The following is a 20,455-nucleotide window of genomic DNA, read 5'->3' as shown; positions in this document are numbered from 1 at the left end:
GATGATGGGGCGGAATGTCAATCCTGGTCTAACAGAGCCATATTTAATAGGGTTCAGCTCAACTTTTAGAGAGAAAATGAAGAAACTCAAAGGCTGCGTATGGCCTAGTCAATCTCTTTGGTTTAAAGAGGGCGGAACTTGGACAGCGATTTCCACCGGACAACTAGGTGTTCGATATTACCCTGAAGGATTCTTGTTCGATGCGGGGGGCCAGGTTCTTGTTGGGTCAGGCTGCATCGAAGCCATAGCCGCACTAAATTCGTCTTTGTATTCCGTAATTGCCGAACTGACAATGCCGACGCTTAACTACAAATGTGGCGTGATTAAAACTCTTCCTGATATCAGAACGGGAGAAAAAGAAACGGAAATTATTGCCCAAAATTGCATTCAGTTATCGATGCACGATTGGGACTCCGTTGAATCATCGAGCCATTTTAAAAAACATCCGCTAATTGGTTGATTTCCAGGCCAGGCCCAACCCCAATGATGAGGTTGGGCCTGGCCGTTAGTTATGGTGGTTCAAACCAATCAATTAGCCCAGAGGATGTCTGACAAACCCCCACGACTGCTCAAATGAATCCCAATCAGCTTTTGCAGCAATGATCTGCTTTTCAACGTAAGAGACAACTTTTTCTTCGTCTTCTTCCGAAAGTGGCCTAAGGGGAAGGGAGCGTACTTGTCCTCCCTCGAAGTTTAATGTGGGAGACATGAACGATAGCGCAGCCATTGCGACGGAAGAGTTTAGGAAGCCCATAACCAGACAAAGGTTTTTTCTTTGGCCAAAGCAACATGCACCCGCAACATCAAACAAAGAACCTCTTGGGAAATATCTCAGGGCGATCCGACCTGACGAGATTTTCGACCAAGTGATGCAATCTTTTAAGCTTGTTACTGCCGTGGGGACGGTTGATCGGATTCGACCATTACCATCTTTATTGTTACGTATTGCAAATCCGTCATTTTCCCAATTTACTACGAATTGCTGATTTCCAAACCAGCGTCTAAAGTCACCACCTTTATTGTATGGGGCCCATTTGCGAATTTGATCCACGCTGTTCGCGGTTTTTGTAAAGAGCGATTCAGATACCTCCCACCAGCACCTAACAAACAACTCATTGTCAGAAGTCGTCATGCCTAGAAAAACTGAAACAGCGGTAGAAATGGGCAGATTTTCCCCGAATGCTCGCGCCATCGCCTTGCTCGCCCAATAAGCTATCGGGCTTCCTGGGATATAGGTGAACAGACCAGAGTTGCGTCGAAAGAACCACCCGCAACCGGGGTCCGCAAGGGCCTCCAAGATTCCTGCCGATTTTTCTTCTTCAGACCCCATGTCAACGAGCCTGAAGTAGACTCCATCGACATCATTTTTAGCGTTGCTAAACACAGTTACCGTCGTCGAAACTACTTCACCGCCAATTGCTCCAAATGCCCTGGTCCCTAAATGAGCCATTGAAGAAATTGAATGGCTTCGCAGAATCTTTTCGCGTAGCTTTTCATAGCTCCCCAGGAACATCCATGACTGCATGGTAATCATGGCCGCGTAGCCGCGGTCTTTGGCAAGGTTGAATCCGCGCTCGATGAAGCAAGTGCACAGGTCGCTCTTCGAGTCAGGGTAGCTCTTCTTGACCCACCTGGACATGAAGGGGCCGAAGCTGGAGCTGCCCATGTAGGGCGGGTTGGCCACCACGCAGTCGTGGCGGCGGGCCAGGGTCTCGCAGGTGTCCAGGGCGCGCCGGAGCCTCTCCCTGGAGCTGCTGCCGAACAGGCCGCCGTCGCCGGCGAGCGCCACCGCCTCGCGGATCGCGGCGAGGTCGCCCTCGCCCGGGGCGAGCAGCGAGCCCACCTCGTCCAGGTGCGCCAGGGCGCCGAGGAGGTCCTTCCTCTTGGCGAGGGCGCTGCCCCGCGGCACGTCGCCCTCCCCCAGCGCGACCGGGGCTAGCACGGCGATGTCGGCCCGCACGCCGCGGCCGAAGAAGCGGCGGTCCATGCCGCGGGCGCACATGGCCAAGGCCAGGCGCGCGATCTGGGCGGCACGGGGGTCGATCTCCATGCCGTGCAGGTTCTTGGACAGGACGAGCCCGGGGATCTCGCGCTCGCGGTAGCCGCGCTCCAGGTACATCTTGGCCAGCAGCTCGAAGGCGTAGACCAGGATGTGGCCCGAGCCGCAGGCCGGGTCGCACAGGGAGATGTCCTCGGGGCCGCCGATCCTGATGAAGTCCTCGTGCTCGGAATCGGGCTCGATGTAGTACTCCATCTGGTCGCGCAGGGGGCTCGCGGGGTTGTTGAGCATCCACAGGCGCCCCAGCGAGTTCTGCACCATGTAGCGCACGATCCAGTCGGGCGTGAACAGCTGGGTGGCCGGACCTATGGTGTCGGGGGTCTCCTTTGCCTTGGAGGCGAAGAAGGCGTCCTTGACCTCGGAGTTGTAGTACTGGTACATCCAGCCCAGGACCTGGACGTTCCTCTCCCAGTCCTCCTCGGGGATGTCGCCCACCATGCGGCCGATGACCCCGTCGGCGTCCATGAGGTTGGCCGGCAGCAGCAGCGCCATGCAGGCGTCCACGGGCTGGAACACGCCGGGGAGGCACCCGGAGAGCTCGGCGCACTGGGCAAGGAACAGGTAGCGGAACAGCGGCCCGTCCTCGCCGGCCTGTTTGAGCTCGGCGACGCGCACCGGGTCTGCGCCCTCGATCTGGACATCGAGTGCCTCGTCCGCGGCCTGGCTGCCCAGCTCCCAGGAGCCGTCCGCCGCGGGGCGGGTGAACATACGTACGCGGGAGGGCAGGAAGTCGTTGACCTCCATGTAGCGCACGGCGGCGATGCGGTTGAACCAGGTGTAGGCGGCGCGGTCGCGCAGGCGGGCGAAGCCCTCCTCGGCGCCGGCGCGCAGCAGGGCGTCGCGCCACTCGGTCTCCTCCGGGGAGAGGGCGCGCCCGCCCACCGCCGTGGCGCCGGCAGGCTCGGCGCCCTCGGCCACGCCGTAGAGCCTCATGCGGGCCTCGACACCGGCGATGAGCTCGTTGCGGGCCCAGATGCAGTAGTTCTTGATGGCGGTATCGTTCATGGCGGTCTACCCTTCCCCGGTGGTTCTTGGTTAGCTCAGGCGGATGGCGTCGTTGCCCTGCAACTCGGCGAGCAGACGTGCGCGGAGCTGGGCAAGATAAACGTCGATATCACTTTCGCTCTCCAGCTTTTTGCGCTCGCCCAGATCGGCCAGGCGCAGCTTTTTAATCCTCTTGGGAGCAGGCGCGGGCTTTGCGGTCTCCGGGGCGTCCTTACCGGGCTCATTGATCGTGGTAACGATCTCGCCGTTGGGCGTGACTTCCTTGTGGCGGCTCTCGCGCTGCTGACGGGCCTTCTCCTCATCGATGGCGGTATCGATCTTTTCGCATGCGCGGTCGCAATACTCAATCAGCTGCTGCTTGAGCGCGGCAAGCTCGCTGGCCTTGGTGGCGCTGTGCGCACGGCCCTCAAACGACTTAGCCATGCGGCCGACGTCCTCGATGGCGCGCTCGGCCAGCTTGGCATAGCCGTCCTGGCTCTGGGCATATTCGTGCACCTGGGCCATCTGTGCGGTTATGTCGTCCAGCATCTCCTTACGCTTGGTATCGACCATCTGCTTGTGGGCAGCCATGACCGGCTCCATCAGCTCGTGGAACTCGCGGACCTCGCGGTACGGACGCGGATTCTTAAGAATCTGCTCAATGCGCTTGTTAGCCTCGACCGCCTGGGCGTTAGAGTCCATGTAGAAGCCCTCGTCCTTCATAAGGCCCATAAAATCAACGGCCCCATCAAAGACGGGCTTTTGGCTCTCAAAGAAGAACGTGACCTGGTCGTAGTCCTCTTTCCAGTCATCCAAATTGTCTTGCGCTTTTACAACGGCGTTGAACAGTGCCTGGGCGTCGTTCTGGTTGTCCAGCAGGCGCGTGGTCAGCTTAATGCCGTCCTCCAGCACCTTTAGGCCCGGATACGGATAGGCCGGGGCCAGGCCCGTAAAGTTGTTGTTCGTGAGCTCCACGCACTCGTTCTTGAAGCCCTTAAGCGTTTCGACCACCGTGGCGGTGAGCTCGTCCTCGTTGGAAATGTCGCGCTTGGCATCGAAGGTCTCGCGAAGCACCCTGTTGATCTTCTTGATGAGCTCGTCGCTCATCTTGACGCGCTCGCGCACCTGTGCCCTGTCGGCGTCCTTGCGCAGGAAGGCAACCATACGCGAATCGGCAGGGGCAACATTGGCGCCGGCAGCCGTGATGGTTGCGCGCTGCGAAACCACCAGCTGCGCCACCACGTTGGCAATGTCGATTTCGCGCCAACCATAGGGGGCACCCTGGAACTTACGCTGCAGGTCACCCATGGTCGTATTCAGCGACAGGCGCGTCTGGGCATGCAAAAAGTCCGCGACCTCCTTCTCGGCGCGGGCGTTCTGGGAGCTCTGGCGGTCGAGCGCCATCTGGTTGGCGCCGCGCAGCGTGGCGCGAATGTCCTCATCGGTCTTGGCGGAGTCGACAATGCAGTCGGCTTTGGTAAAGATGGCATTCGTCAACTTGGACAGGGCCTGGTCAAACACATCTACCGGCTTGGTAGCGCGAATCGCGATCATGGAGCCGTTCACGGCCACGCGGGCGCGCAGCACGGCCTCCTCCAGCAGTTTGGTCGCCTCGCGCTTAAGGAAAGTAGCTTCGTCATTCTTTTTCTTGATAATCTGCTGGGTCGAAGGCGGCAGAGCCTCGGTGTTGATGGTCTTGCGGTACTTGCTGATCTTAGCCACATTCTGCAGATCGTCGAAGTAGTCGATGTCGTCTGCAAGCACCACCAGCGCGATATTGGCAGACTTGACGGCGAGCTCGGCATCGTCAGCGCGCGACAGGTCATCGGCTACCGTGACCACGTTGAGCTTCATACCGCCCTGGGCAGCACCGCAGAGTGAGTCGTCAACATAACGGTCAAAGGGAAAGTCGTTTTCGCCCACGCGCAACTTGGTCGTCTTATAAATTCCGCCAAAAAGCAACTTTTTAATGTCCTCGATAATCAAGGCAGCATCCACCGGCGTCTCGCTAATGGCGCGCGAGATATCCTGCTCCTCGTCGGTAAGGAAGTTATATACATCACCCTGACGTGCCACGTAGTTCTCGCGCACCAGACGGTCGAGCGACTCCTTAACGCGATCCTTAAGGGCCGCCTTGTCCACGTCCATGCCGTCGACCATAAGGATAGAGATGTTCTCGACGTTGGACTTAATGTAGTCGATATAGCGGATCAGGTACAGCAGCTTTAAGACCTTAACGTCCTGGGCCTTAAGGCCACGGCCGTCCTCGGCCGCGCGCTCGGCAGTCGTGACCACCTGAATCACGCCATGCTCCAGATCCTTGGCGATGGTATCGAAGAAGCGCCAGAACGGCACCAGGGCGCCCACCTCTTGATCCTGGATGGCCTGGGCCGATTCCTGGAAGGCCGAAAGCATAGAGCGCTCGCCCGTAGACATATGCTTGGCCTTAACGCCGTGCTTGCGCACCTCGGTCATAACGTCGGGCAGCACCTTAAACTGATAGTCCACAAAGGGGTAACTAGCCGTAAAGTCGTTGCGGCTGGCGTAGCCGATCAGGTTGCTGCGCGAGCCATCGAAGCTGAACACGTTTTTGAGCACGGTGCTCTGGGTCTCGTAGTCCTGCTGGAGCTTTACCGTGGCGGCATCGTTCTTTTGCAGCACGCGGCGCTGGATGACCTCGTCTACGCTGGAGCTGGAGAGTGAAAGGCGCGTGTTAAAGCGGCCCTGAATCTTGGAGAAGTCGTCGCCCACGATCACGGCCACCTCGTCGATGGCCTCCTGGCTGGTCACCATGACCCACACGCGGCCACCGCAACGGCTGCCCAGTTCCTCGACGAGCGTCTGTAGCGACAACATGAGGCTCGTGCTCATGTCGGCATCGGAGCCAATAAACTGACCCACCTCGTCGACCATGAACAGCAGGCGGAACTCGCCGTCGCACTCCCCGGCGCGCTTATCGACATACTGCTTGACCATCTTGGCAAAGGTGTCGGCAGCGATGGCGTCGTCCTCGGTGCCGTCGAACCAATGGCGCGCGGCCTGCTCGCTCATGCCCAGCACCTCTTGCAGGGCCTCGACGATGTCGTCCTCAAAGTAACTATAGCTCTCGCGGTCCTCGAGCCAGTTGCCACCGCCAATGCGCTCGTAGGCAGCGCGGAACTCCTGCGTCTTACCCTTGCTGTCGATATGCTGCTCCAGGCGTGCGAGCTTTAGATCCTCGCCAAAAAAGCCCAGGTGCTCAAAGAACACGCGCTCAAAGGCACGCAGCAGGGCCGTGCGCGAGGTGTCGCCCTCTTTCCACTGGCCACCCTTGCTGTCGATGTTAAACAGAATCGCCTCGGTGGGAACCTCGCAGCAGCGACGAACCCGAGCGGCCACGATGGGATCGGAGATCTTGCCCTTAAAGTAATCGACGGCAGGCTTGCCGGCAATCTCATCGTTTTGCAGCAGATACGAGAGCATCTTGAGGAAGTGCGATTTACCGGAGCCAAAGAAGCCGCTGATCCACACGCCCATATTGTCGGTAGGAACGTCGAGCGCCTTATCGTACGCCTCGAAGAAGTGCGCAAAATGACCCTGCAGCTCACGCGTCACCACGTACTCGTCGAGCTCCTGGCGCACCGATTCGTCGCTGGCGTCTTGCACCTTGACGACGCCGTTGATGGAACGGTTGATGTCCTTTGAAAACAGGTCTTGGATAATCATCTGTCGCTCCTAAGAAATATCGAACGCGCGGTAATAGTTGCTGGCGTTCTCTTTGTTGAACAGCTTGAGCTGGCGGCCGTCAAAGCTGCCGGGGTACATGACAACGACGGGCACGGTGCCAAAATCGGCAAGCATGTCGTTGAGTAGGTTGTGCACGCGCAGCAGCGGAAAGACCTCGCCCACGCCCGTGACCATGATCACGTCGCCGGGTTGGTGAGGCTGGGTGTGCTCCAAGAGGTACTGGGCAAAGCTCTTGGAACTGCAGGGCTTCTGGAGCTCTTTGATCTGGGCCTCCGAGCCGACCTTTGCCTCACGCCGGGGAATCGCACGAAGGATGCGGCGCTGCTCGCAGATGTCGAGCATCACGTCGTACAGGTTAAAGACCTCCAGATTACACGGGAGCTTGCCGGCCTGGGCGTCCGCTTTGAGCTCGTCCACGTAGGCACGGCACTCAAACTCCAGCGAGGGATCGTAGCAAAACGTGTAGAAGCCGATCTCGTTACCGATGCCCTTGTTGGCCAAGAAATCCTGGTCTTGCAGGCGCTCGCGCAGCGCCTCGCGGCGATGGTCAAAATCCTCATGGATGCGCTCGGCGCGGTTGCGCGGGCGAATGTGCGGCTGGTTTATTGCCATGGGCTACATCACCTGCCCGGTAAGTGCGGCCAGGGCATCCATGTCGCCCAGATCGCGGATGGCCTGCTCCACGTCGGGGTCGAGCAGCAGGGGCTGGAGCGTATCGGTGCGCTGCGATGCTTTAAAACCGGCGCTGCGCAGAATCTGGCGCAGGGTGCTTTTTATACGGCCCAGCGTGGCATCGGACCATTTGACAGCCTCGGCATGCTCAACCTGAAAACGGGTGACAAACGCGTTGAGGTCAATGTCGGTAAAGTTGTAGTCGAAGCTGGCCATGCGCTCGCCAATCTCTACCTGGATGAGCTCGCGAACCATGGTGTAACGGCACATCATGACAAACAGGTTGGCCTGGGCCGCCTGGTCGGGCATGCCGTTGGCGATCAGGTCCATAATGCGTGCGACCGCTTGGTCGGCAGCATCTTTGTCGATACCGCGGGCAGCGCACTGTGCCTCGTCGAGCGCTACGGCATCAAAGCGGCGCAGGCACACGCGGGCGCGGTCGGCCAGCATGCGCTCGGTGGGATACTGAAACAGGTTGTCGCGCTTAACGCGCGCGATGATCTCGTCGTCGCTCACGCCCTCCAGGCGCAACGCGGCGACGATGCGCATCTCGGGCAGCAAAAACTGCTCGCGGGTAAGCACGCCTCCCAGCGATATTTTGTCGGTGCTATCCACAGGACACACTCCAAGGGTTCGGGCCTTTTTATTCGCATCGGGGCGATGCAAACATGCCTTCCAATCATACCGTTTAAGTACCGGGTCGTGGGGGCTGTTGCTGCCTTACTGACCTAGTTCCTTAAGCGCTTGCAGCGACGCCGCGCGCGTCTCGGCGTAGGCAAGGCGCGCGTCGCTCAGCTGCTTGTCAATCTGGTCGACCTGGCCGCTGAGGTCTTTGACCTGCCTGCCGACTTCCTCCATCTCGACAATTGTCCTCCAACCGCGCTGATCGGAAAGCGTCTCATGCTTATGGCGCAGGACAAGCAGCTGGTTGAGCAAAGCAACACGTGCCTTGTCGAGCTCATCCATCTTGTCCCGCGCAGCCTTTACCTCTCGGGCGATGCGTAGCTTTTCCTGCTCTTTTGCAGAAGGCTCAAGAGCAGGTTCCGGTGCAGGCTCTGGCTCAAACTCGGACACGGGCTCAATGTCAGGCTCGAGCTCTGGCGCCGTCTCGGACACGGGCTCGGGCTCCGGTTCAACACCGAGCGCCTCCTCGGGTTCAGGCTCCATGGAAGCCGCTTCGTCCATCTCCAAAAACGCGCATATGCCAGGCTCCGTTGCTGGCCTCTCCTCAAACACCGTGGCAACCGATCCGTCACTCAACATAGTGCTCTGCGAGCAAAGCGACTCGACAAAGCTCGCCATAAACAGGCCGAACCCGGAAATCTGCTGTGCCAAGCGCTCGTCGTAGGTAACGCGGATTTCGCCCTCATTGCCTTGACGTACCGAAAGCCAGTCGCCCACACACATGAGCTGCACTAGCGTAATCGGCGTCAAGTCGCCCTCAAACAGCAACTGCAGATGGGGCGAAACAACGTCGCGGGGAACAACTGGCTCGGCATGCTTCTCGAGCTCCACGAGCGTGGTGCCGACGTACTGGCACAAATCGATGTTGCTCGGAACATCCGTAAAGTGCTCGCGCGCATGGCTCAGGAGCCGCTCACTTTTGTCAGCATTGATACGGATGCGCTTAACGGCGTGCGACGACCCATCCCACGTCACATCGGAATGCGTTAAGAACAGCCAGCCATCGCAAAACAGCTCCATGGCAAAGATGGGAAAGGCTTTCTGCATCGTTTACATCTCCTTGCGTTCTTGCGTATCGTCCGCGGCGTCGTGGTCGTTGACCTCGATCCGCTGCTCCTCGTCATCAAACAGGCCCTTAAACACGAGCTCCAGATCGCGCTCGTCAGTATAGCCGGGCTCCAGCGTGCCACGGTCGATCGAGTCGAGCATGACCCGTTCCTTGTACTGCAGCCGCTCGTAAATGTTGCGGTCGAGCGACCACGGTCCGTCGCGGCGCCCGTACACGACGCGCAGGTAGTGGTACTGCGTGTATTGCTCTTGCGACAGACCCACGCGGTGAATGCGATCCTTGGACTGCAGCAAGTGCACCAGGTTGTAGCTGCACTCAAAGTAGACGGCGTCGTGACATACTCCATGGAGCGAGACCGACTCGGCCAGTGTGTGCGGGTTGGTGACAAGCACGCTCGTCTCCCCCGCCTTAAACGAATCGATGACGCGGGCGCGCGCGGGCATGTCCGTCGACCCGCTAATAGCGCGAGCCGTAATGCCGCGCTCGTGCAGCTCGTGAACCACATTGCGAATGCTGCGCTTAAAGATGCACCACACGATGACCGACTTGCCCTGGGCTACCAGCGACGCGACCAAGTCCAGGCAGGCGCTCATCTTGGCTGTGAGCCGGTCATCCACCTGCAGCCCTTCCAGCGCCTTGCCCGCCCCCGTCTGCACCTCCCCGTCAAACAGGTCGGCGTAATCGCCGGCGCTCAGGTCCTCGGCCAGCATGCGCGGGTCGGACGAAAGTTGCAGTAGGCGAATGATCATCTCGAACGGCTCGCCCGAAAGCGTGAGCAGCACCTTTTGGAACAGCTGCTGCTCCCAGCGTTCCACCGGCACATCGACCAGATGGTCCTCGTTGGCCTGGGGCACGCCCAGCTGATGCTTGTTCGTACGACAAAAGAACGGCGCGATGGACTCGTTGATGTGCTCAACGTCATCCTCGCTCGTCGACTTAAGGGCATTGGCACTCATGCCAAAGTACCAGTTGTAGTCGCGCGGCCACAGGCAATGGAGCAGGTTGTACAGGTCCTCAAACGAGTTGGGAATCGGCGTACCGGTAAGCGCGACAAAATACGGCGCCGCCGCTGCAATCTGCACCGCGCTTGCCGCCCACACGCTTCACCTTGTGGACTTCATCAAACACCACTAGGGCACGATCGGCCGCAATGCGCGCGACCGCCTCCCCCAGCGCGACCGACTCGTAGTTGAGCAGAATCATGTCGTAGCGCTTGTAGTCGAACAGCAAAGTGCTGTATTTGTCGCGCGTGGAACGACCGCGAAACTCGGGGTCGTGGAAGCACAGCGAGCGCAACGGGCGGTCGGCTCCAAAGCAAGCCGCCCATTCATCACGCCACGAGCCAAAGGCATTCTTAGGCGAAAGCACGATGATGCGGTCGACCAGGTCGCGCTCGCGCAGGTACGCAAACGTACCCAGGACCGACGCCGTCTTGCCCGAACCGGGAACGGAGAAGTTGGCGCTGCGGCCCATGGCACTCATAAAGAACGCGTCCCACAGCTGGCGGTCCTTAAGCGGGCGCTGCATTAGGACGTCCTCGGCGCGACAGAACTCATCAAAGCGATCGGCCACCGACGCGTCGTGCGCCTTGATCAGCAGGCCCACGCGTGCCTTCTCGCGCAGATAGTCCTCGCGCGCCGTAAGGCCTCGCAGCAAGTCCGGGTCCACCTGACACTCCACGCCAAAGCTCGCCGCCTGCTGCAGCAGCTCGACGATGCGCTTGGCGCCCGGATCGTCAATCCCCAGAGAAAAGAGCACGTCCGCCTCTCGATAGCTCGGCGCATAGCGGCGCAGCGCCGAAAGCCGGATCTTCCAGACCGGCTCGCGGCGCAGCTGCTCAACCGTCATGTCGAGCGGCACGACGGAAATGCCGTCGCTATACGAGAGGCGGAGTTTCATTTAGGCTTCCTCGCCCATCTTGTACGCAATCTTGTCTTTGATCATATGCACCCTGGCCTCGAGCTTGGCAACCTCGGCAGCGATATTGGCGATCTCATCCGCGGGCAACAGGCCAAAAGTGGACTCCTCCACCTGATCGAGGTCCTTGATGGCGCGGACAATCGAAAGCGAAGGCGACTTGAGGGCCTTATTCATCTTGGTGGTGTTTTCTGCCGATTCCATAACCTCGCGGAAGGCCGTCGCCAGCTGAACATCGTCGCGAATCTCGGCGATGTCGGTCGAGGTCACGACCTCTTTGTTCTTCAGACGCTCGGCAACCTCAAAGGCCAGTTCGTTTTCGCGCTCGATAAAGCGGTCCGCATCGGGGCCTTCCAGAATCGGCTTCATCTTGCGGACAAAGCGCACAATGTCGCCCTGCGGTTCGGCAATCATGTTGGCAAAGACGATGTTCTTAACGTCCTCTTCCTGATCGTCGCTCTTGCACTTTTTTAGCACGCCCTGCAGGTCGTTGATAACGCCGGCAACCTTGAGCTCGCGCGCCAGGTGGAACTGGTCCTTGGCGTTGGCAAACTCCAGGAACTCGTTCATATAGCGGGCTTTTACAATCTCCTTCTCGAGCTCCTTGGGCTCAACGCCAATGCACTGGGCGTACTCTTCCTTCGAGAGCAAGTTGGAGCTGATGATGTCGTTGTAGATGCCCACCAGGCGGTCGACCGGGTCGTAGCCAACCTTCTCTTCCTCGCCATGCTGGATCGAAAGCTCCAGCATCTTGATCTTCTTGGGGTCGTTGCCCAGGCTCTCGGGAAGAATGACAGCCTCAAACCAGCCATAACTTGGGTTTTCGGCGGCAAGACGACGCAGGCAGGTAAAGCGACGGTTGCCGTCGACGATCAGGCCGTCGGCCAACACCACGCCGGGACGCTCTTGCGAACGCAGGGCAATGCTGCGCTGCGTCTTTTCGATGGCATCCTTGTTGCTGTCGACGATAAAGCCCTCGATGATGTCATTGCAGGCGGCAACGTCCAGCTCGTTAAACCCGCCCTCGCCATGCTCGGCCTTGTAGCGGCTGATCCAGGAAGCGATGCGGTCGTTTTGCACGTTATAGCGCAGGAACTCGAGCTTAATGCTGTAGACGGGATACATCTCGGGCTTGCCGTCGATCACGATCTTGTGGTTGGCACCGGTCGGCTTAATGTTGACGCCGTCGCCAATCATCTCGAGCAGGTTCATGTTGACTCCTCCTATTGGTTGTTTTTGATATACAGCTCGCGCAGGTAAGCTGCATTCGCTTCCTTGTTGGGCATGACCATGTCAAGGTCCTCGTTGTGGAACAGGTCTTTGTCATTGACCGCCCTGTTGATGTCGTAAGCGGTAACGACCACGCCGTAATCGTCCTGGAACGCATCGATAAGGTCACCCACCTCTATGGGGCCCTTTTGCTTGGCGACATATTCGACCGCATCGGCAATGGAGAAACTCCCTTCCTTTCGGCAGAACATGTAGGTGCCGCCAAAGCGGGTGCGCCTAATCTGTTCTTGCGGCAGCCCGTACACAACAATCGAGTCGAAAAACGCATCGTCAAAGCCACACTCCTCTGCCACAGCATCGAGCTTGTGCTCAAAGCCCTGATTGCGCAGGCTTGCCACTGTAAATGGCACGCCCGGCTCCGTACGACCAGAAACGGCATATGCATATGAGCTTAGGTCTATACGTCGAATTCCCACCGACTCCTCTAAGTGCTTGAGCGAAATAAATGAACCGTGATTACACTCGATAAAGGTGAAGTTGCGTAGCAGCTGAGCTATTGCCAGCCTAAAGTCCTGGTGGTTAATGACTTCATCACCAAACCCCGGCGCTCCATAGGCAAAGCTATCGCGCGACATAAGCAGATTTTCAAACGATTTCCGCAGGTCAACACCCTTTTTAACAATCAGGTCCCTCGAGACCTCCAAGCCCAGGGGCGCGAGCGTCTGATCGTTAATAAGACGACCGGACGTGGAGCCAAACTTAGCGATAAAGCTCGCCCTGACGTACGGCAGCGAAACGTAGTCTTCGGTCACCATGTCCTTGATGAATTGTTGCTGCTCGGCAGAAAGGTCGACATCGACATACGAGTAGCGATCGTTGCGCAGATATGCGTTCATGTCGCGCAGGTAGTTGCTGCGAACCGTCTTCGTGTCTATGCAGTACTTTTCCGCGTAGCGCTGGGCAAACTCCTCGCGCGACAGCTCGGTGCCCGCGTCGCGCAGTACATCGAGCATCTGACGCTTGCGATCCGTCTCGCCCAAGCGTATCACGGGGGACACAACCGTCCGCAAACCGTGCACCGTATCCGGGCGCACGTACGTGCGGATAATCTCGTAGAGCTCCTCATCATCACGCACGTCGTATAGGTCGCACAACTCCTTGTTCTCGCGCAGGATAAGACCCGCGCCGCACTCGATATTGCGCCCGGCGGCGAGCGTTAAGACCCGACGCAACTCGGACGTAAGGCGGTTGTCAATCTTGTAGGAGCGTATCTTGTTGCCACGCGGCACCAAAAATCTTCCGGTGCCGCGTAATTCGTTAAGGCACTTGGTGTCTTCGGAAGGCATCACCAACATCTGTTTAAAGCCGCACTTGTTATCATTCAAAAACCGCTGGTACTTGATGCGGATGTCTTTGAGCGCGTGATATTCCTCAACAGCTCCGGTCTCGGCAAAGGCACGCAGCGCGGCGCAGCGAGTGGAGAAGCTGCCCAGCTTTTTACGCGCAATCTGCTCGAGCTGAGAGGCATTGTCCTTTTCGATGTTTATAGGCGCTCGAAGCGTATCCGCGGCAGGACGGCGGTGCAGCTGCGCTATCCTATCACGCCACTCCTGCGGCAATGTCGGATCATTGGCGGCGCGGCGAAGACTAAACCTGTTCGAGACTTTAATGGCCTTCAGATAGCCAAAGGCCAGCGGAGACGCCTGCGTTATCTCGCAAAACGTCTCCACGGTAAGATCGTAACACGTGTAAAACGAACTAAATTGATCCTCGTCCAATTGCGGACGGCTGCTGATCAGGTCATCACGACGTCGACGCAGAGGACCGAGTCCGGCCGGCTTGCGAGGGTAATCCATAAGGGGCCTGTCGCTAAAGACCCAGCGCAGTAGGTCGGCATCATCGGCGGGCAGCAACGCCAGCCACGCCTCGATAGACATAGGGCCTTTGCCGGTGAGGTCTTCGATTTTGCTGATAAAGGGCTTTGCCGGCCGCTCCGGGGCCGGGGCGGGAGTTGGCTCGGGAGCGGCAGGGTCAGGCATCTGGTCTGGCTCGGGCTCGGTCGCAGGCTCGGGCTCGGTCGCTGGCTCGGGCTCCGGTGTCGGCGCGACAGCTTGCTCCACCGGCACGGCCTTCTTCTCAGCCCGGCCGCCAGCATTTTCAGTCGCCGCACTCGCCAAGTACGCGCGAACCACCCGACAGACAGACGGCTCAAGATCCTTATCAATCTCTGCATATTTAAGGGGAATAATGCCCTGCCCGTAAACACGCTTCATATACAGGTAAGCAGGCTGTACAGCATGCGTTAAGGCGCAAAAAACCTCTTCAGAAATCTTGTACACCTTAAAGAGCGTGCCAAAAACATCGATGTCAAAACACGGACGTTCCTCCATGAGGAAGTCGTAGCGTACCTCAATATAATTAGCAGGCTTCCCAATCCTGTCAGCCCATTTGTCCGGATTTTTTTCGACAAGCATATAGCCCATCAGAGCGCGATCCTGATACGCAAGGCCCGTAAACCACCCGTTAAAGTTAGCGGCGTCCTGGCCAATAGCCAGCCCAAGGGCCTGCTCAAGAGTAAGGTCCTTGGGCTCATACCAACCAGTCTCATCTGAAGAATCCGCCTCACACGCTCCCGCCTGAGCACATGACGAATCCTCCGAGCTATCTGTATCAATCGGTGCAATAACCGCTCTGTCCGCATTAACATGTTCGCAGGTAGAAGTTGTATTTAATAGATTAATATCCGAGTAAGCGCGAGACTTCCCAAATCCAAGCCGTTCAAATGATGAAGCCGCTGCATCATTTGCGAGATATTCCTCTTTCAATCCTGCAAGCACAGCGGCTATGCACTCATCAACGTCCTGACACAGCTCGAGCCTTTCGTACAATCTCATGCAAAAGAGCACACGGAAGGATGGCACATATACTGAAAGAGAATCTGAAAGCGATTCCGAAAGAGCCACATCGGAAGCCGAATTAACTATCTTGACGCGCTTTGGATTGGCATTATCCTCTGGATACCAACCCCCCACCGCAGCTTGCCGCGCTAGCTCGACCTTTTCCGAAGCAACTCCCAACGAAATAGGACCCGCATCCCATTCATTTAATGCAGACACAATCGAATGTACCTCACTCGTGGTAAGGCCTTTTTGCCGCAATTCAGATGCACTCAAAACGACTAGTTTAGGAAGACTGCGAACGCCGAGTTCCCACTTTAGCTTCCGTTGTACGGTTTGCGTAATGAGAAGGTTCCAAAGTGACAACGGCTCGCCACGGTTTGAATATAAAGTGCTTAACAACTCAACCTGTTGACGACACGCAGATTCATCGATTTCAAAACCGGGTTTTACCCTGCGAAGATTTCCGAACATGTCAAATATGAAGCGGCTGTTACCGGAGAGCTTGCATAGAGTAGGAATCTGAGTCCTATATCGAGGTGTAAGACGGAAAGCATGAGAGCGGAGCATAGACTCGTCGAAGACCGAAGACAATTCATCCGCATCCGATTGACCCAACTTGCGAACAAGCCCAAATATATCCTGAACGTTCAGCTTATCGAGAAGCGCAATCTGGTAATCGCTGTTGAACACGCACCGCGGGTCATCCCAACCACTCAAATACCGTGGACACTTTAGCTCGCCGCGGGCGGCCTCTGCAGAGGAGCCGATGCCCACGAGAGCTGACAACGGTGCCTCATCGACAGCAGTGGGTTCTTCGGCCTCTCCGACGAAAGTAAGCTCAGGCTCAGCGGAAGGCTCGGACTCAACAACCTTCTCAGCCTCAGGACCGTCCGAGAAGGAAATGGCTAGCTGCTGCGGCTCGGAAGACAGCGTGAGCTCGGGACGCCCGGGCTGGACAGGCTCCTGCTGCTCCACTTGCACCGGCTCTTGCTGCTCGGCCGGCTGTTCGGCGTTCGCCACAGACTCCGCCGGCAGTTCGAATCCCATGAGGGACAAACCGTCGGCCGGTTTCTTGTCATACGAAACGCCCACGGCAACGGGGATGGGCCAGCTACGTTCATTAACCTTCAGCTGCTCAAGAGTCGAATCAGCACGCAACGAAATAGGGCCGCTAATCTCAGGTGCAGGGTCCTCAGGAGTAACGGATTCAACGGCCTCGGGCTCCGCGGGTTTCGCTACCTCTTCGACCTTTTCGGGTGCCATGCTGTACTCGCCGTTGGCATATAAAAGTTTACCATCTATAACAAGTTGGGCTAGCGCGCGCTCGTATGAGTCATTAATGGTGCGATACACGTTCGAGCGCACCAACGCCTCGTGCAACGGAGCATCGGCCGGCGCAACCGCATCCAGAATGAGCGACTCGAAATACGTGTCTATGTTCATCGAATCGTTTGTTGCACTCGTGTCATTGTAATTCATACAGAAACGACCCCCAAGAATCCACGCCGCAACCCGCCGGCTACGTCGGGAAATAAGGAAGATGATTGTTTATAAATACTTCATACGCCACTTGCGAACGTTTTTGTTTAGCAACATTTTGTTGTGCAACAAATCAACTGTGCATATGTAGATGAGCGGTAGTTTTAATCGGTGAACGGCGATCACGGACACTTGGAACCCGTTTGACTTTCATCGGCTCTGCGGCAATTAAAATGAACCTGCCGCGCGGACGTACCGCACGTCATACACGTCTTTCTACCACCAGATGGGACAAGCAAGATTGCTCGCTCATGTCCTCATTTGGCTTTACGCTATAATCAACATAGAGTTATACATATGATTCTATATAAGGAGTTTCATATGCCTGTCGTAAAGCCTATTTCAGATCTGCAACGCAACTTTGGTTCCATAGCAGATAGCTGCCACCAAACCAAAGAGCCCGTCTACCTAACCAAAAACGGGTCGGCATCGCTTGTCGTCATGGATGCCGAAGCCTATGACGAGCAGACGCGCGCGCTATCCGCCATTCAGGAGCGCGAAGAACGCATTCAGCGAGCCATCACGCGTGGCTACGACGACTTAGTGAACGGTCGTGTGCGGCCTTGGAAACAGGCCAAAGCAGATGCAGATCGCATCAGGGCAGCTCGCCATGAAATTGGATAACGCAGACGTCGAGTTCTACTCGGAGCTCGACGAACTTGATAAGCCTTTTGATGTTGTCATGACTGACGAGGCACTCTATGCCTATGCCGAGATTCCTTCGGAGCGAGTCTACGCCAGAATCGGCAACCTCATCGACTTTCTAGCCGAGCATCCTTATTTTGGCGAAGAATACGACCCCTACTATCAGGCGGCCTTTCCGCCCATTGACTGCAGGGTCTTCTTTTGCGCGCACTACGGCGTGTACTACCACGTGGATGTTGAGCAGCGAAACATCAGCATCCTGGCAATCGAGGACCATCGAAAGAACCCTTTGAGTAGATTCGAACTACTCAAGTAGCCTCCCCCATGTAACCATCCTGTAAATCATAGCGGCGCACTCGAGTTTTACCGTGATGCGGTCGCGCCTGGCGCTCCACTGTGCTAAAGTATCCCGAACGTTCAAACGACTACGAGGGAGAACTAGAAGATGGCACGTGTGCACAACTTCTCAGCTGGCCCGGCCGCACTGCCCACAAGCGTGCTCGCCGAGATCGCCGACGAGATGATGGACTACCGCGGTTGCGGCATGTCCGTGCTCGAGATGAGCCATCGATCTAGCATGTATCAGCAGATCATCGACGACGCCGAGGCAACTCTGCGCCGCCTGCTGAGCATCCCCGACAACTACCGCGTCCTGTTTTTGCAGGGCGGCGCCACGCTGCAGTTTGCGGGCATCCCCATGAACCTCATGCGCCGCGGCCGCGCCGGCTACGTCGTGACCGGCAACTTTGCCAACAAGGCGTACAAGGAGGCCGCCAAGTACGGCGAGGCCGTGCTGCTCGCAAGCTCCGAGGACACCAATTTCGACCGCATTCCCACCATGGCCGACGTCAACGCGCGCATTGCCGCCGAGGCCGCGAGCGATGGGCTCGACTACGTCTACATCTGCCAGAACAACACCATCTTTGGCACCATGTACCACGAGCTGCCCAACTGCGGCGATGTGCCGCTGGTCGCCGATGTCTCGAGCTGCTTCCTGTCGCAGCCGCTCGACGTCGAGCGCTACGGGCTCATTTACGCCGGCGCACAGAAAAACGCCGGCGCTGCGGGCGTGACCGTGGTCATCGTGCGCGACGACCTTATCGCAGATGGCCCCGCCTTTGCGCAGACGCCGCAGTACATGGACCTTAAGACCCAGGCCGCCAAGGGCTCCATGCTCAACACGCCCAACACCTTTGGCATCTACGTGTGCGGCAAGGTGTTCCGTTGGGTCGAGCAAACCGGCGGACTTGCCGCCATGGCCGAGCGCAACTGGGCCAAGGCCAACCTGCTCTACGACCTGCTCGTGAACAGCGAGCTGTTCCATGGCACCACGCAGGCCGACAGCCGTTCCATCGCCAACGTCACCTTCCGTACCGGCGATGCCGACCTCGACGCCGCCTTTGTCGCAGGTGCGACCGATCACCAGATCCAAAACGTCAAGGGCCATCGCCTCGTCGGCGGCATGCGCGCCAGCGTGTACAACGCCGTCACCATGGAGGACGTGCAGGCACTGGCCTCGTACATGAAGGACTTCGAAGCGCAGCATAGTTTGAGTCCGCGATCTAACTAGCCCGCAACGCGCGGGCTGACCAGCCACCTCAGACCACCCTGCTTAGATCAAAACCTGCTAAGGAGTTTTTCCATGCGCAAGATTAAGACCATCGACGACATCACTAAAGACGGCAAAGTCGAGTTTGGCGAGGGCTACGAGTTTGTAAGCACCGCCGAGGAGGCCGACGCGATCCTGATGCGCTCGACCGACCTGCACGGCTACGAGCTGCCCGAGGGCATCCGCGCCATCGCCCGCTGCGGCGCCGGCGTCAACAACATCCCCGTCGAGGAGTACGCCAAGAAGGGCGTCGTCGTCTTTAACTCCCCCGGCGCCAACAGCAACGCCGTCAAGGAGCTCGTCCTGGGCATGCTAGTGCTTTCGAGCCGCGGCGTGGTGCAGTCGATGAACTGGGTGCGCGACAACGCCGACGACCCCGAAATCCAGGTCGATGCCGAGAAAGCCAAGAAGGCCTTTGTGGGTCGCGAGCTCAAGGGCAAGCGCATCGGCGTCATCGGTCTGGGCAACGTAGGCTCCAAGGTCGCCAACGCCTGCGTCGATTTGGGCATGGACGTCTACGGCTACGATCCGTTCATTTCCGTTGAGCACGCGTGGGTGCTGAGCCGCGAGGTGCAGCGCGTGGGCACGCTCGAGGATCTGTGCCGCGGCTGCGACTACCTCACCGTGCACGTGCCCAGCAAGGCAGACACCATCGGCATGATCAGCACCGAGCAGATTAACCTGCTGGCACCCGACGCCGTGCTCATCAACTACGCGCGCGAAACCATCATTGACGAGGACGCCGTCGACGCTGCCCTGCGCGCAGGCAAGCTGAGCTGGTTTAGCTGCGACTTTGCCACGCCCAAGACCGTCAAGATGCCCAACACGTTTATCACGACGCACTCGGGCGCCGGCACTGGCGAGGCCGAGGCCAACTGCGCCGATATGGCCATCAGCGAGCTCAAGGATTACCTGGAGAACGGGAACATCGCGCACAGCGTCAACTACCCCGCCTGCAGCATGGGCAAGGCGCGCGCCGCGAGCCGCATCGCCTGCCTGCACGCCAACGTGCCCAACATGATCGGCCAGATCACGGCGATCCTGGCCAAGGACAACGCCAACGTGCAGCGTATGACCAACGAGTCCGCTGGCGAGAACGCCTACACCATGTTCGACACCGACGAGCACCTGGACAGCAGCACCATCGAGGCGCTCAAGCAGATTCCATCGATGTATCGTGTGCGTGTGATTAAATAGCACCGGCGCCAAATCTGTCAGACAGGCCACGAAGCTCATTCGGCCCCCGTTTTCACGAAACGGGGGCCGAATTCATGCTCTGGACGGTTTCGGAAGTGCTACCCAGGACAAGTTGTTTCGGATAATCGACAGTAAGGCCCAAGTCGCTAACTACAATTGCTTTTATAAACAGTTTTATCAGGGGTTTTAGTAGGTAAAAATCAATCTCTATATGCCATATTCAA

The 20,455-nt window shown here is 57.9% G+C and carries 14 protein-coding genes; 5 read left to right on the top strand and 9 right to left on the bottom strand.

Translation table 11 applies throughout. The features are described from left to right. Window positions 1-460, top strand: a 460-nt coding sequence (locus DW211_RS10030) for a BREX-1 system adenine-specific DNA-methyltransferase PglX (protein ID WP_233540938.1), incomplete at its 5' end; no start/stop codon positions are given. Between the two features lie 72 nt (window positions 461-532). Here DW211_RS10030 and pglX read toward each other — a convergent pair. The 9 genes from pglX to DW211_RS10125 all read right to left on the bottom strand — a co-directional run bounded on the left by pglX (window position 533) and on the right by DW211_RS10125 (window position 16,720). Further along, window positions 533-3,064, bottom strand: a complete 2,532-nt coding sequence (pglX, locus tag DW211_RS03975; RefSeq protein WP_118259357.1) for a BREX-1 system adenine-specific DNA-methyltransferase PglX — start codon at window positions 3,062-3,064, stop codon at window positions 533-535. 30 nt (window positions 3,065-3,094) lie between these two features. Continuing rightward, window positions 3,095-6,748 (bottom strand): BREX system P-loop protein BrxC, encoded by a 3,654-nt coding sequence (gene brxC, locus DW211_RS03970; protein ID WP_118259355.1) that lies wholly within the window; start codon window positions 6,746-6,748, stop codon window positions 3,095-3,097. Between the two features lie 9 nt (window positions 6,749-6,757). Next, a complete protein-coding gene (locus tag DW211_RS03965; RefSeq protein ID WP_118259353.1) occupies window positions 6,758-7,381 on the bottom strand; it encodes a DUF1788 domain-containing protein in 624 nt (207 codons plus the stop codon). A 3-nt stretch (window positions 7,382-7,384) separates the two neighbouring features. Further along, window positions 7,385-8,056: a DUF1819 family protein gene (locus DW211_RS03960; RefSeq protein ID WP_118259351.1), complete on the bottom strand. Its 672-nt coding sequence runs from the start codon at window positions 8,054-8,056 to the stop codon at window positions 7,385-7,387. Between the two features lie 105 nt (window positions 8,057-8,161). Further along, a complete protein-coding gene (locus DW211_RS10130; protein WP_158568488.1) occupies window positions 8,162-9,172 on the bottom strand; it encodes a hypothetical protein in 1,011 nt (336 codons plus the stop codon). 3 nt (window positions 9,173-9,175) lie between these two features. Then, entirely contained in the window at window positions 9,176-10,294 is a 1,119-nt protein-coding gene (locus DW211_RS03940) for a helicase-related protein (protein WP_118259345.1), read from the bottom strand. Continuing rightward, window positions 10,209-11,093, bottom strand: coding sequence for a hypothetical protein (locus DW211_RS03935; RefSeq protein WP_118259343.1), 885 nt, complete (start codon window positions 11,091-11,093; stop codon window positions 10,209-10,211). Before DW211_RS03935 ends, DW211_RS03940 begins: the two co-directional genes overlap by 86 nt. Next, window positions 11,094-12,323, bottom strand: coding sequence for a hypothetical protein (locus DW211_RS03930; RefSeq protein WP_118259342.1), 1,230 nt, complete (start codon window positions 12,321-12,323; stop codon window positions 11,094-11,096). It lies immediately after the preceding gene. An 11-nt stretch (window positions 12,324-12,334) separates the two neighbouring features. Further along, the gene (locus DW211_RS10125; RefSeq protein WP_158568487.1) at window positions 12,335-16,720 is read right to left on the bottom strand and encodes a hypothetical protein; all 4,386 of its coding nucleotides are present in this window, start codon (window positions 16,718-16,720) and stop codon (window positions 12,335-12,337) included. A 381-nt stretch (window positions 16,721-17,101) separates the two neighbouring features. Between DW211_RS10125 and DW211_RS03905 the strand changes: the two genes are divergently transcribed. The 4 genes from DW211_RS03905 to DW211_RS03890 all read left to right on the top strand — a co-directional run bounded on the left by DW211_RS03905 (window position 17,102) and on the right by DW211_RS03890 (window position 20,231). Further along, window positions 17,102-17,404, top strand: coding sequence for a type II toxin-antitoxin system Phd/YefM family antitoxin (locus DW211_RS03905; protein WP_158568486.1), 303 nt, complete (start codon window positions 17,102-17,104; stop codon window positions 17,402-17,404). Next, entirely contained in the window at window positions 17,391-17,741 is a 351-nt protein-coding gene (locus DW211_RS03900) for a type II toxin-antitoxin system RelE/ParE family toxin (protein WP_158568485.1), read from the top strand. The genes DW211_RS03905 and DW211_RS03900 overlap by 14 nt, the downstream gene beginning before the upstream one ends. A gap of 129 nt (window positions 17,742-17,870) precedes the next feature. Next, window positions 17,871-18,995, top strand: coding sequence for a 3-phosphoserine/phosphohydroxythreonine transaminase (gene serC, locus DW211_RS03895; RefSeq protein ID WP_118259328.1), 1,125 nt, complete (start codon window positions 17,871-17,873; stop codon window positions 18,993-18,995). Window positions 18,996-19,067: 72 nt separating this feature from the next. Then, window positions 19,068-20,231 carry a phosphoglycerate dehydrogenase gene (locus DW211_RS03890; protein WP_118259326.1) on the top strand — a complete coding sequence of 388 codons (1,164 nt, stop codon included), beginning with the start codon at window positions 19,068-19,070 and terminating at the stop codon, window positions 20,229-20,231. Window positions 20,232-20,455: the final 224 nt, after the last annotated feature.

This window comes from Collinsella sp. AM18-10, assembly GCF_003471585.1.
In the GTDB taxonomy this organism is placed as follows: Bacteria; Actinomycetota; Coriobacteriia; order Coriobacteriales; family Coriobacteriaceae; genus Collinsella.
Note: the sequence above shows the minus strand (reverse complement) of the source record. Positions and strands in the feature narration are given on the sequence as shown.